Source organism: Myxococcus stipitatus DSM 14675 (genome assembly GCF_000331735.1).
GTDB lineage: Bacteria > Myxococcota > Myxococcia > Myxococcales > Myxococcaceae > Myxococcus > Myxococcus stipitatus.
In genome coordinates this window covers 4,455,898-4,468,761 of record NC_020126.1, presented here as the reverse complement: position 1 = coordinate 4,468,761, position 12,864 = coordinate 4,455,898, and the positions used below count along the sequence as shown (strand labels likewise).

Annotated in this window: 7 protein-coding genes; 2 read left to right on the top strand and 5 right to left on the bottom strand. The window is 70.1% G+C overall.

Translation table 11 applies throughout. From position 1 onward, the window contains the following. The first annotated feature begins 18 nt into the window (after nucleotides 1-18). Complete coding sequence (locus MYSTI_RS17590; RefSeq protein WP_015349121.1) at nucleotides 19-1,437, top strand: sigma 54-interacting transcriptional regulator; 1,419 nt, start codon at nucleotides 19-21, stop codon at nucleotides 1,435-1,437. A gap of 3 nt (nucleotides 1,438-1,440) precedes the next feature. Here MYSTI_RS17590 and MYSTI_RS17585 read toward each other — a convergent pair whose 3' ends face one another. From MYSTI_RS17585 to MYSTI_RS17570, 4 genes are all read right to left on the bottom strand, one after another. After that, a complete protein-coding gene (locus tag MYSTI_RS17585; protein WP_015349120.1) occupies nucleotides 1,441-2,823 on the bottom strand; it encodes a serine/threonine-protein kinase in 1,383 nt (460 codons plus the stop codon). 3 nt (nucleotides 2,824-2,826) lie between these two features. Beyond that, nucleotides 2,827-4,320, bottom strand: coding sequence for a hypothetical protein (locus MYSTI_RS17580; protein ID WP_015349119.1), 1,494 nt, complete (start codon nucleotides 4,318-4,320; stop codon nucleotides 2,827-2,829). Nucleotides 4,321-4,483: 163 nt separating this feature from the next. Continuing rightward, nucleotides 4,484-8,362, bottom strand: coding sequence for a protein kinase domain-containing protein (locus MYSTI_RS17575; RefSeq protein ID WP_044280834.1), 3,879 nt, complete (start codon nucleotides 8,360-8,362; stop codon nucleotides 4,484-4,486). A gap of 15 nt (nucleotides 8,363-8,377) precedes the next feature. After that, entirely contained in the window at nucleotides 8,378-10,249 is a 1,872-nt protein-coding gene (locus tag MYSTI_RS17570) for an OPT family oligopeptide transporter (protein ID WP_015349117.1), read from the bottom strand. Nucleotides 10,250-10,588: 339 nt separating this feature from the next. Here MYSTI_RS17570 and MYSTI_RS17565 point away from each other — a divergent pair, with 339 nt between their 5' ends. Continuing rightward, nucleotides 10,589-11,803: an NHL repeat-containing protein gene (locus MYSTI_RS17565; RefSeq protein ID WP_015349116.1), complete on the top strand. Its 1,215-nt coding sequence runs from the start codon at nucleotides 10,589-10,591 to the stop codon at nucleotides 11,801-11,803. 25 nt (nucleotides 11,804-11,828) lie between these two features. Here MYSTI_RS17565 and MYSTI_RS17560 read toward each other — a convergent pair whose 3' ends face one another. After that, nucleotides 11,829-12,830, bottom strand: a complete 1,002-nt coding sequence (locus MYSTI_RS17560) for a carbohydrate kinase family protein (protein ID WP_015349115.1) — start codon at nucleotides 12,828-12,830, stop codon at nucleotides 11,829-11,831. Nucleotides 12,831-12,864: the final 34 nt, after the last annotated feature.

Below are 12,864 nucleotides of genomic sequence, written 5' to 3'. Positions count from 1 at the left end.
CATGGTATCTTCGCGCTCATGTCTGCATCCGACCGGGCCCGCTCAACCCCTCCCACTCCCGACGCGAAACCCGATTCGCTCTGGAAGCTCGAGGCCCGGGAGCCTGGGGACGAAGCGCTCCACGTGACGTTGCCGTACGAGCAGGGGCGCCGCGTGTACGACGCCTCGACGGTGCGCCGCTTCCGCCTGACGGTGGTGGAGGGCACGCAGTCGGGCAGCACGTGGGAGTCCACGGCGGACACGTGCTCGGTCGGCTCGCACCCGCTCAACGACTTCGCGGTGGATGACCCCACCGTGTCGCGCTTCCACTGCGAGGTCCGCATCGGCCCCCGAGGCCCTCAGGTGCGGGACCTGGACAGCCTCAACGGCGTCATCCTGGATGGCGTGCAGGTGATGGAGGGCGTGCTGCGCAGCGGCTCGCTGCTGCGGCTGGGGCGCGTGGTGCTGCGCTTCGACTTCAGCGCGGAGAACAACCGGCTGCCCGTCTCCGAGAGCACGCGCTTCGGGTCTCTCGTGGGCGCCTCGGTCGCCATGCGCGTGTGCTTCGCGATGATGGAGCGCGCCGCGTCGCGCGACGTCACGGTGCTGCTGGAGGGTGAAACCGGCACCGGGAAGAGCCAGGCCGCGCAGGCCATCCACGATGCGGGGCGGCGCAAGGACGGCCCCTTCCTGGTGGTGGACTGCGGCGCCATCCCCGCGCACCTGCTGGAGAGCGAGCTGTTCGGCCACGAGAAGGGCGCCTTCACCGGCGCCGTCCAGCGGCGCGCGGGCGTCTTCGAGGAGGCCATCGGCGGCACCGTCTTCCTCGACGAGATTGGCGAGCTGCCCGCGGAGCTCCAGCCCAAGCTCCTGCGCGTGCTGGAGAACCGCGAGATTCGCCGCGTCGGCAGCAACACGTACCAGCCCGTGGACGTGCGGCTGATGGCGGCCACGCACCGCGACCTGCGCGCGGAGGTGAACGCGGGACGCTTCCGCTCGGACCTCTTCTTCCGGCTCGCCGTGCTGCGCATCGCCCTGCCCCCGCTGCGTCAGCGGCCGGAGGACCTGCCCCTGCTGGTGGACGGAATCCTCGGCTCGCTCGGCGCGGACCTGGACCGCACGGCGTCCCTGCGCACGCCGGACTTCCTCGCGCGCCTGCGGTACGCGGCCTGGCCCGGCAACGTCCGCGAGCTGCGCAACTACCTGGAGCGCTGCCTCGTCTTCGAGGAGGCCGTGGAGCTCACCGAGGAGGAAGCGCGCTCCGGCAATCCGATGGAGGTCGACCCCAGCCTCCCGTACGCGGACCAGCGCCGCCGCTCGGTGGATGACTTCGAGCGCCGCTACCTGCGCGCCCTCCTGGAGAAGCACCAGGGCAAGGTGGCCCAGGCCGCGGTCACCGCGGGCGTGGACCGGGTCCACCTCTACCGGCTCTTGCGCAGGCACGGCATCAAGCCGTGAGGGTCACCGCCGCCCGGTGATGCGGGACCAGATGGCCCCGCCTCCGGGCAGCGGCGCGGCGAGGAAGCCTGACTCCAGGTCTCGCAGCGCCGACTCGGTGGCGACCAGACCCGCGCCCTGCGCGTCCGCCACCCAGCCCGGCAGGTGCATCAAGCTGCCGCCGCCCGCCCGTCCCTCCGAGGACGAGTGCGTGTCCACGTGGACGGTGATGGCCAGCTCCACGGCCGCATCGGAAGCGCGCGTGCCTTCGAGCAAGTCCAGGGCCGCGGCCAGCACCCGTTGACGCACGGCGCGCTCGGAGACGACGTCGTCGGGAAGGGGAGCCAAGGCCATGAGACAGCCGCTCCCCTCCAATCGCACCTCCAGCCCCGCGTCGCGGACAAGTGCCCCCGTGCGCTCCAGCAGCGAGTCCATGCGCTCCAGCAGGTCCGCATCTGGGGCGCGCGACAGCCGGGCCTCCGCGTAGAGCGCCACGGCATGGCCCACCAGCTCGCGAGGCCGTGCTCCGCCCACCGCGCGGCGCAGGTCCTCCAGGAACGCGGCCACGTCCGGGTAGCGGTCCTCGCGCTTCTTGGCGAGACACCGCAGCACCACGTCATCCAGCGCCGCCGGCACGGGAGCCCGCTCCGCGGGGCGAGGCGGTGGTGCATGCAGATGCTGCTCCTCCACCTCATGGCGCGTCGCGCCCTGGAACGGCGGCTGTCCGGTGACGAGCTGGAACAGGAGCACGCCGAGCGCGTACAGGTCGGTGCGAGCGTCCGGCACCTCGCCGCGAATCTGCTCGGGTGCCATGGACAGCGGCGTGCCCAGGGCCACGCCGGTGTGAGTCAGCGAAGAGGAGCCCGGTGCATCGGGCGTGAGCCCTTTCGCCACGCCGAAGTCGACCAGCTTCACGAGCAGCGTCTCGCCGCTGCCGGACAGCTTCATCACGTTCTGGACCTTGAGGTCGCGATGAACGACGCCCGCGACATGAGCGACCCGCAGCGCGGCGCCCACCTGCTCCAGGACCTCCAAGGCTTCACGTGAGGCCAGCGGACCTCGCGCGGCCAGCTCCGCCGCCAGGTCCCTGCCCTCCAGCCACTCCATCGCGATGAAGGGCCGACCGTCGGGAAGCTCGCCGTAGTCGAGCACCCCGACGATGTGCGGATGAATCAAGCGCTGGAGGGTGGCCGCCTCACGACGGAAGCGGCGCAGCGAGGTGTCGGAACCGGAGGCCACGGACGGCAACACCTTCAGCGCCGCGAGCGAGCCTCCGCTCACCTCCCGAGCCCGGTAGAGCGTGGAGAGCAAGCCTCGGTAGTGGACACGCTCCACCACCCAGCGGCCCACGAGTGCTCCGGGCCGCAGCTCCTCGCCATAGAGCGACTCCACGCCTCCGGGGGTCATGGGTCAGTATTTCCCTCGCACCCTTCGATTGCGCTCGCAGAGCTTGGGCACGTCCGCTCCCTCGACCGCGCCACACGACTCATGGAGGAACGTCGTCACCGGCTCCAGCCACAGGCGGCTCAGGTTGTCCCGGCACCGCTCGTAGTCACCATCCCCCAACACCATCGTCCCATCGTTCACCTCGCACTTGCCCGCTTGCGGGTTCGTGGCCGTCCCCCAGCAGGGGCCGGTGACCGTGGCCGCGCAGTTGGCACCGGAGTCCGGCAACGCGCAGACGCGGTGGGTTGAGTAGGCGGAGCCGCTCACCCAGGACGGGTCGTAGCAGGAGTACATCTTGCGGTAGATGGCGCCCTGGATCTCCACCTGGTCCCCGACGACGACGTACTTGAGCTGATCACCGTAGCGCACCTCTTCCACGGAGACCTCGGTGGCCAGGGCCTTCCGGTCGAAGATGTTGCCGTAGAACGCGCCCTCGCGCATGCCGTAGACCTGCGCCTCCGACAGCGCATACGCCTGGGTCGCCGTCGACGTCGTGGCCACGCTCGCCACGCCGGAGTCGTTGCTGTCCCACGGCGCCGTCATCACGCTGTAGTACCCCTGCATGGGGCACGTGAAGGACATCACCGGGTCCGTCCCGGAGCAGCTCCCATCTCCCTCCCCCAGGAGCGTGTCGGCGCCCGTGTTGCAGCCCACGACACCCGAGCACGCGCGCAGCACCATCCGGCTTCCCGCGCTCGCGCCCAGCGATGCGCCCGGACACGCGACAGCCCCTCCTGCTCCCGCCCAGACCGTCGCGCCGGGCGTACACCGGCCGATGCCATCGGCGGTCCAGCCACAGTTCCGCTGCGCGCCCGACTCGCCCAGCGCGCAGGGCTCGAAGCTGGCCAGCTTCTGCGCCGTGCTCGGCTCGTACTCCGCGGGCCGAGTCACCGGCTCCAGGTAGAAGATGCTCGGGGCGCCCGGGACCTCACCGCGGATGGACAGCTCCACGCGGCGGCCCAGCGCGTTGTTGCGCGCGAGGAGGCACGCGGAGACGCGATTGAGGCACTCCTGCGAAGGCGGCGACGTCAGCCACTTCGTGCACAGGCCCGCCTTGCCGCCCCAGATGCGAGGCCCTCCGGAAGAAGCCGTCGGGTCGAAGTACGCGAGCAGCTGGTTGGGCCCCAGCGCGCAGCTCACCAGGTACTCCATGAACTTCCGCGCGTCCGGGTCATGCAGCTGCCGGTTGAGGTGCGGATGACCGCCGAACGCGGTGCCATCGAAGAGGGAGTCCAGGCTCGACGTCGCCAGCAGCGTCGTCGCCGTGCCATTGGTGCCAATGGCGTTGAGGACGAGCGCATCCGTGGACAGCGAGTTGGCGATGCGAATCCCCGAACGACTCTCCCCGACCTCGGCCTCTGGGGACTGAGTCGACGCGACCTCCCCTCCACATCCCGCCAGGGCCCACAACAGCAACGACACAACCCACGACGGGGGGCGACGGACAGTAACACCCATGGACGCTCCTCCAGTAAATGCACGAAAGTGGGGAAATGCGTCTTCTGGAAGCACGCCTCAGGCCAGCGGCCTCGCGAGCGCAAGGCCATCCCGAGGAACAATCCAGGAGGTCGGCTGCAGTGACCGATCAGGTCACACTCGGTTGTAATTGTAGCGCGGAACGCTACGTGCGTGGAGCGCCGTGCCGCAGCGCGTCCAGCCGAGGCCGCCACAAGGGCGCGGCCGACACGGCGCTCTCAGCCTCGACGAGCCACGCGAGGCCCTCCGCCTGAGCACCGGCCGCGAAGGCGGAGCGAGCCGCTTGCAGGAGCAGCTCCGCCTTCTCATCGGGAGAGGCCAGCTCTCGAGAGTCCTCCTCCAGGGCCCGCCAGGCCTCACCTTCACGCGCTTGGGTTCCGGCCTTGGACTCGCGCACCTGGAGCTCCACCAGGCGCCGCATGACGGCGGTGGGCGGCAGGGAATCGGGAGGACAGTGGGACTCAATCCACCGCAGCTGGCGTGAGGCCTCGTCCATGTCGCCCAAGGCGGCGCCGATGCGTGCGAGCAGGAGCGCGTCCACGGGCACGGGATGTTCGAGGAAGAAGCGCACGCCCAGCTCATGAGCGCGCCGGGCCAGGGGGAGGGCCTCCTCGAGACGCCCTTGCATGTAGAGCACCTCCGCCAGGTTGAAGGTGGACCAGCGCTCCACCTGGGCGTGTCCCAGCTCTCGGCCCAGCGCCATCGCGCGGCGCAGGTCCGCTTCCATGCGCACCACGTCGCCCTGCCCCAGCCACAGCAGCACGCGGTTGATGAGGGCCGCGGCCAGGTGCAGCGCATCCCCCGCGGCCTCGCAGCGGACCAGTGCCTCGTCGAAGCGCGTGGCCGCCTCCTCCGTGCGCTGAAGGAACGTGAGCGCCGAGCCCAGCATCGCCAGTGACACCACGAGCGTCTCGTGCTCCCGCGCGCGCTCCGCGCCTTCGACGACGGAGTCGAGGACCCGCGCCGCGGCGCCCCACTCGCCCTGGCGCACGTGCAAGCGGCCTCGAGCCAGGGAGCACCGCAGGGACAAGCGAGGGTCGTCGAGCTGTTCGATTCGCTCCAGCGCCTCGCGTGCACAAGCCGTGGAGCCGACCGTGTCCTCCATCCAGTCGCGCGCGGTGGCCTCTTCCAGCAACAGGTCGACGATCAACGACTTGTCACCCCGGCTCTCGGCGAGAGCACGCGCGGAGGCCAGGTCACCGAGTCCCTCTTCGAACCGCTGGAGGCGATGGCGCACCCTGCCCCGCCCCGCCAACGCGAGCGAGCGCCGCTCCAGGTCCTCTTCCGCGAGCAGCGCGAGCGCGCGCGTATAGTGCTGCTCCGCTTCCACGGACAAGTGAGCGCGGCGAGACTCCTCGGCCAGGGTGAGGAAGGCATTGGCGGCCTCCTCATGGGCACCGCAGGCCGCGGCATGGTGCGCGCGACGTCGACGCTCTCCGGGCGCATCTCCGGGAGTGGCCATCCGCGCGGCGGCATGCAGGGCTCGGCGGGCGGCGGGAGGAAGCAGCGCCTCGAGCGCCTCTCGCAGCAGCGGATGGCGGAACGAGAAGCGGCCCAGGCCCATGGGGCGCAGCAGCCCCGCGCGAGCCAGGCGTTGCAGCCCCGCCCCCGCGTCGAGCGAGGTGACCACTCCCACGAGCTCTTCACGGGGAGACAGGTGACGCAGCGCCGCGTCGACGCGCGAGACGTCCAGCTCCGTGCCCAGCACCGCGCACAAGCGCGCGAGGACCCCGTGAGCCTCGGGCAGTCCCGCGAGCAGACGGGTCGCGAGCCGCTGGAAGAGCGGTGTCACCGACACGTCCAGCAGCGCGTCGGGTGCGATGTACCAGCCCCCACCGGGTGCGGCGCGCAGTGCGCCAGCGGTCCTCAGCGCCACCCCAAGCTCGACCAGGGACAAGGGCACGCCTTGGGCGAGTTGCTCCAGACGCGCGAGCACGGGCTCGGGGATGTGCTCCGCGGGACGCAGCAGGTGCAGGAGCACCGTGCGGCTCGCCTCGGGAGACAGCGGCGGAAGGACATGCCGGGACGGATGCGCGCTGCGCTCCCCCAGATGAGGCCGAAGTCCCAGCAACGCGGGCCGAGCCACCACGCAGACCCACAACGGAGACGACGCCCCCGCGAGCGTGGCCACCTCCAGCGCGTCGAGGCTCGTCGGGTCGGCAAGGTGCGCGTCATCCAGCAACAAGACCCGAGGCGTCTCACGCGCCCGGATTCGCAGGGCCTCCGCGAGCCAGCGGGCCGCGGCATGTCGCGCGTCCGCGAGAGGCACGGAGCGAGTGCGCGGTATCTCGGGAAGTGGTGATGCCCCTTCCGCGATGGAGGCCCGCAGCGCCTCCAGCAAGGCCTCGGGAGCCCCCACGTCTGGAGCCGCCGCACGCAGACGGAAGACCTGCGCGCGCCCCGTCGCTTCCAGCCGCGTGGCCAGTGCTTCGAGGACCCGAGACTTCCCCAGCCCCACATCGCCCGTGAGGACAGCGAACCCGGACACACCCTGCGCGAGACAGCGCGTGGCATCGTGCTCCAGCTGGTCCAGCAAGGCCTCGCGCCCCATGAGCGGAGGAGGCTCCGACACGGAGCTGGAGGCACCACTGTCGAGCAGTCGCAGGCGTCCGGAAGAAGCGGAGGACTCGACGGACGTGTTCGCATCGTGCGCCACGGCCTCGGTGTCGCTGGGGCTCAGTCTCGCGGCGGCGTCGTCGGTGACGCGCGTCTCACCTGGAACCCACTCGGTGGGCCACCAGTCCGACGACGCATCCAGGGCCGCCCCCGCCAGGCGCAGCGTGGACGTCCCCGCATGGACATGCAGCTCCGCGAGGTGGAGCACCGCCGCGCCCGCACCGTTGTCGACCAGCCTGCGGGCGGTGAGCGCGGCGGCGCGCACGTTCGCCTCGGCGGTGAGCGACTCGGCGAACGCGATGACATAGCCGCCCGGCTTCACGCGCGCGAGGATGCCTCCGCGTGGCTCGATGGCGGCCAGCACCGCGTCCACCGTCAGCGGTGCATTCAGCCCGAGCAGCGCCACCTGTCGTGGCCCCGAGCCCATCGAAGGCGGAAGCGATGCGGAGTGCTCACCCTGCGGGACGACACCGGTCGGCGTCGCACCGAGACAGGCCGCATCGAACGCGACGAGCACGTCGGCCGCGTGGGCATAGCGCTCCTGAGGCGACTTCGCGAGGCAGGTCCTCAGGACCTCATCCAGCGCGGGAGGAACCTCCGCGCGCTCGGAGACACGCGGCGGTCTCAGGCTGACGTGCGCGTGGCGGATCTGCTCCGAACTACCGACGAACGGCGGCGCGCCCGTGAGCAGTTCGAAGAGCAGGACACCCAGCGAGTAGATGTCGGCGGACGTGCTCGCGAGGCGCGCGTCGAGACACTGCTCCGGAGACATGTAGAGCGGCGTCCCCAGCCGCTGCCCCGCGGGCGTCATGCCGGGAGGGACGTCGTCCGTCGGCCCATCACCCTCGCCGTCCAGGAATCGCGCGAGCCCCAGGTCGAGGAGGCTGAGCGTGCCGCCCTCGCGCAGGAAGACATTCTCCGGCTTGAGGTCGCGGTGGGCGACTCCCACCGAATGCGTGCGCTCCAGCGCGGAGCACAAGCCTCGGAGCATCTCGCGCACACGCGGCAACGACGCTGCACCCGTCCCCGGCAGCGCGGCCATCCAGGTCGCGAGTGTTTGTCCGTGCAGGTGCTCCATCACCAGGAAGGGCCGGCCTCGAGCGACGCCGTGCTCGAACAACTCCGGCACGGTGGGAGCTCCGACACGGCGCAGCGCGGTGGCCTCGCGGGCGAAGCGCTCGTGGTGCGCATCGCGTCCCAGCTTGAGGGCGACCTCGCGACCATCCGAGTCGCGATACGCGGTGAAGACTTGAGAGAAACCTCCACTGCCCAGGAGCGCGGCGCCGCGCACTCCAGGAACGTCCGCGAGTGGCAGCGCCTCGGGGGAGGCGGAACCAAGTGCTCGCGTCCCGTGGACGGGACAGGCCGCGCCCAGGGGAAGGCGGCGGTGACAGTTCGGACAACGCATCGAGGGACGTGCAGGCTACCAGAGCGCCTGTGACAGCACGATGGCGACGCCCACCAATCCCTCGCCAGCAATGGCGCCCGCCGCGAGCGTCACCAAACGGCCTTCCAGCGTCGTGGATTTCACGTATCCCGCCACGCCGGACAGACAGCCCCCGAGGAAGAGTCCCAGTGCGTAAGAAGGTGGCAGCAGACACGCCAGCCCCATCCCCAGGGGCGAGGGAACCCAGCGGCGCGCACGAGCGGGAACGACTCGCTCGGTGAGTACGAGGATGGCCGCGCACAGTGCGGCCCACCCGATGGCGGCGCGAGTCGCCGGCGCCAGGGTGTCCAGGCCCGAGGACAGCACTCGCGCCACGCTCGCGGTGATGAAGGCGGCCGGTGCGGGAAAGCGCTCACCGCCCAGGGCTTCGCGGTCCGGCACGAGCAGGAAGAACAGCGGCACCACCGCGAGAGCCCCCACCGCCGAGCCCAGCAGCTGCGCCAGGAACAAGCGGCGCGGATGCGCGCCGAGGAGATGGCCGGTCTTCAGGTCGGTGAGGAGGTCCGCGGACGATGAGGCCGCGTTGACGGTGATGCCCGCGGTGGCGAGGTTCGCGTGGACCTGATGCGGCAACAGCACGCCATACGTGAGCTGCGTCACCTGGCTGAGCGCGCCCACGGGCGTCGCATCCGTCTCGCCCGTGACGCGGCAGGAGATGAGACACAACACGAAGGACAACGCGATGGCGAGCACGGCATGCGCGAGCGGGACACCGAAGCTCACGTGTGCGACCGCGAGGGTCGCGGGCACGAGGACCAGCAGACCCACGAGGAGCCACCCACGTGGCACCTGAAGCGCATCGACGGGATGCGGTGGGACTTTCGCGCGTGAGAACAAGCCGCTCAACGCGCGACGAAGGATGTGGCCATCGAGCACGAACTGGAGCAGCGACGCCGTGGCGAGCGCCGCGGCCCCTGGCCACAAGCTCCACTCGAGGAAGGAACCCGACTCCGCGGAGACCAGCCCGGAGCCGAGGATGTGCGGAGCCACGAGCCCATGAACGAGCAGCGCCCCGAGCATCAGCGACGTCGTGGTGCGAGGCCCCAGCAAGACGCCCGCGCCCACGGGGAGGAGGCTCGACTCCAGCGCGAATCCCAATCGCTCCAGGGGAAATCCGCCCCAGGTGCCTGGGAATGGAATCGACGTGGGGAGTCGGGCGAGCCCATCACGAACCAGGGTGATGAGTCCCGATACCAGCCCGCCCCACCCCAGCATGCGCAGACGCGGACGGGCCTCCGAGCCCGTCGAGTGCAGTGCGCGAATGGTGGTCGCCGCGGCGGTGCCCGAGGCGAACGGGAGCTGCTCGTGGTCCACGAGCCGTCGCTTGAACGGCACGGCGAAGAGGACGCCCAGCGCGGACAGGAAGAACGTCCACGCGAGCAACGTCGGGCCCGAGGGATGTTGCCCGGTGACGATGAGCCAGGCGCCTTGCACGGAGACGAGCGCGCCTCCCGTGGCATAGCCGGCCGCCGAAGCCACCGCCTGCGCGTTGCAGGTCTCCAGCGTGGACAAGGGTGAGCCCGCGAGCCCGGGCGACAGACGCCGCAAGAGTCCATGCGACGCATGAGCGAGCAGCGCGGCGGTGATGGCGACACCAAACGCGAGCCCCGTCTTCAGTCCCACGTAGAGGTTGGTCGCGCAGGTGACGACGCCGATGCCAGCGCCCAGCAGCACGGAGCGGAGGGTGAACTGAGGCAGGCGGTCGGCTTGATAGACGTGCGTGAGCCAGTAGGAGTCCGTGGCCTCGGCGGAGTCGCCGGGGATGCTCAGCAGCGTCAGCGAGGCCGGAGTCGGCGCCGGGGGGGACGCGGCCTCCTCGGGCGAGGCATGCGGAGAGGACAAGGCCATGGGCCGCCCATCTTTTCATTGTGGCTCCGCCAGGACGAGCCCCCTCCGCGCGATGGAGCCAGCGACCTCGCCAGGAAGGCGCTCGGAGAAGCTCACGGCGCGGTCCACGCACGTCGCTCACACCCGAACGCTTGCCGCGAGGTGACCTTGCCGCGGGCGGAAATCACTCACTAGCCTGCCCGCATGAACAGACACATCAGAATGGCATCCGTGATGGGATTGTCCCTGTGGGCAGCCGCATGTGAGGCCCCGTACGAGCCGGAGACAGCCCCGCGAGCGACCGACGGCCTTCAGGAACAGGGGACCTCATCGGATGCCACGGCGCGACGATGGACGACCGTGCTGGACACCTTGAGCGTGGGAGAGCTCGCGACCCAGCCTGATGGACATCTGGTGTTGGTCTCCAGCAACAACTCAGACATCGACGTCGCGCGATTCAATCCCCAGGGACAACAAATCTGGCATCGCCGATTTGGCGACGCCCACTACCAACAGGTCAGTGGTGTTGTCATCGACGCGCGAGGCAACACGCTCATCACGGGTGACTTCTGGGGCGAGCTCGACTTCGGCGGTGGCCCCCTGCCCTGTCCTGGCGAGCCTGGGAGCCCGCGGGCCTTCGTCGCGAAGCTCGACGTGCGGGGGCACCACCTCTGGAGCCGCTGCTTCGGTGACCAGGGACAACAACAAACAGGGACACTCGCGCTAGCACCCGATGGGGACGTCTTCGTCAGTGGCTATTTCGACCGCATCATCGACTTCGGTGATGGGCCGATTCCCGTGAAGGGCACGGTGAACCATTTCGTCGCGAGGTTGTCCCGAAACACGGGCGGGACGGTCTGGCATCACGTCTACGAGACAGGAATGGGCAACACCGTCAGGCTCGCCTCTGACGCTGAAGGCAACCTCTTCATCAGCGACTCCTACACGGACACGCTCAGCATTCATGGACAGCCGTGGCTCTCCACTCCGGGCTTCAACGCCTATGTCTTGAAGTTCGACCGACACGGCCAGCCCCTCTGGGCGAAGGACGTGGGTCCCGCCCACCAACAGACCGGATGGCGGCTGGCAGTGGACCGGGAGGGAAATCTCTTCGGAGCGGGAGCCTTCTTCGGCACGCTGGACCTGGGCGGCGGCCCCCTCATCAGCCTGGACATGGATGTGTTTGTCGTTTCGTTGGACCCCGAGGGAACGCATCGCTGGAGTCGGCGATTCGGAGGTCCTGGCCCCGACTGGGGTCAAGACATGCGCCTGGACCCCGATGGGGAATCGGTGGTGACGGGCTCCTTCACGGGGACCATCGACTTCGGCACGGGCCCTCTGACGAGCGCGGGCCTCGACGACATCTTCGTGGTGAAGCTGGGACGCCGAGGGAAGACTCGATGGAGCCGGGCCTTTGGAGACCTCTCCCGTCAGACCGCGTATCGAGTCGTCAGCGCGGGCCGACACGATGCGGTCCTCGGTGGACCTCTCGTCGGAACCGTCGACTTCGGCTCGGGGCCCGTGACAGGGACGAGCTCGCGCACCTGGTTCCTCGCGCGTGTCACACCCCAGTAGGGACGACCCCGGGCCGCGGTGCGACTCAGCGAGCCGCCCGGTCGGGCCACACCGCGCGCAGCTCGTCGGCGCGAGGCAAGCCCTCCACGGCGCCGGGCTTCTCCACGACACGAGAGCCCACGTGGCACGCGAAGGTCGTCAACGCCACGAGCTCCTCCCGCGTCGCGCTCTCGAGCGCTCGCGCGCCGCCGTACCAGCTCACGAGTCCATGCAGGAGGCCCGCGACAAAGCCATCACCTGCCCCCGTGGTGTCCACCACGCGCACCTGAGGCGCCGGGACATGAATCCTCTCGCCGCGCCAGAGGAACAGCGCCCCTCGCGCCCCCAAGGTCACCACGGGCAGGCGCACCCCCATGGCGGACAGCTTCGTCAGCGCCTCTTCGGGGGACTCGGTTCCTGTCACGAAGCCAATCTCCTCCTCGGACAGCTTCACGACGGTGCACAGCGGCAACATCCGCGCGAGCAACCCCTCGAGCTGCGTCGGGTCTTCCCAGGCATGGAGCCGCAGGTTGGGGTCGCAGCTCACGATGCGGTCCGCTTCGCGCGCGAGGCCCAGCATCGCCACCGTGGCCGCTTGAGCCTCGTCGCGCTGGAGGGAGTTGGAGCCGCAATGCACCGCCTTCGCGCGGTGCAGGAAGCCTGGGTCCACATCGGCGTTGGAGAGGAGGAACTCCGCCGAGCGGGTGCGGAAGAACGTGAAGCTGCGCTCCCCACGCGCGTCCAGGGAGATGAACACCAGCCCCGTGCGCGCGTCCGCCGTCTGGCGCAGGTGGCTCACATCCACGCCCTCCTTCGCGAGCCGCTCGCGGAGGAAGTGGCCGAACTCGTCCGCGCCCACCACGCCCAGCATCGCGGACCGCATCCCCAATCGGGCCAGCCCCACCGAGACGTTGGCCGGCGAACCCCCAGGGCATGGCTGCCACGCGGGGACGTCTCGCACACGCAGGCCCTGCTCCGAGGGGAGGAAGTCCACCAACGTCTCACCGAAACACACCACGTCCAGCGGTGACGGCAGTCCGTCGCTCACGATCGCTCCCAGCGCGGCGTCAGGCGCGCCGCTT

Coding starts and splice junctions, on each gene's coding strand:
- MYSTI_RS17590 (WP_015349121.1), top strand. CDS start 19: ATGTCTGCATCCGACCGGGCCCGCTCAACCCCTCCCACTCCCGACGCG.
- MYSTI_RS17585 (WP_015349120.1), bottom strand. CDS start 2,823: ATGACCCCCGGAGGCGTGGAGTCGCTCTATGGCGAGGAGCTGCGGCCC.
- MYSTI_RS17580 (WP_015349119.1), bottom strand. CDS start 4,320: ATGGGTGTTACTGTCCGTCGCCCCCCGTCGTGGGTTGTGTCGTTGCTG.
- MYSTI_RS17575 (WP_044280834.1), bottom strand. CDS start 8,362: ATGCGTTGTCCGAACTGTCACCGCCGCCTTCCCCTGGGCGCGGCCTGT.
- MYSTI_RS17570 (WP_015349117.1), bottom strand. CDS start 10,249: ATGGCCTTGTCCTCTCCGCATGCCTCGCCCGAGGAGGCCGCGTCCCCC.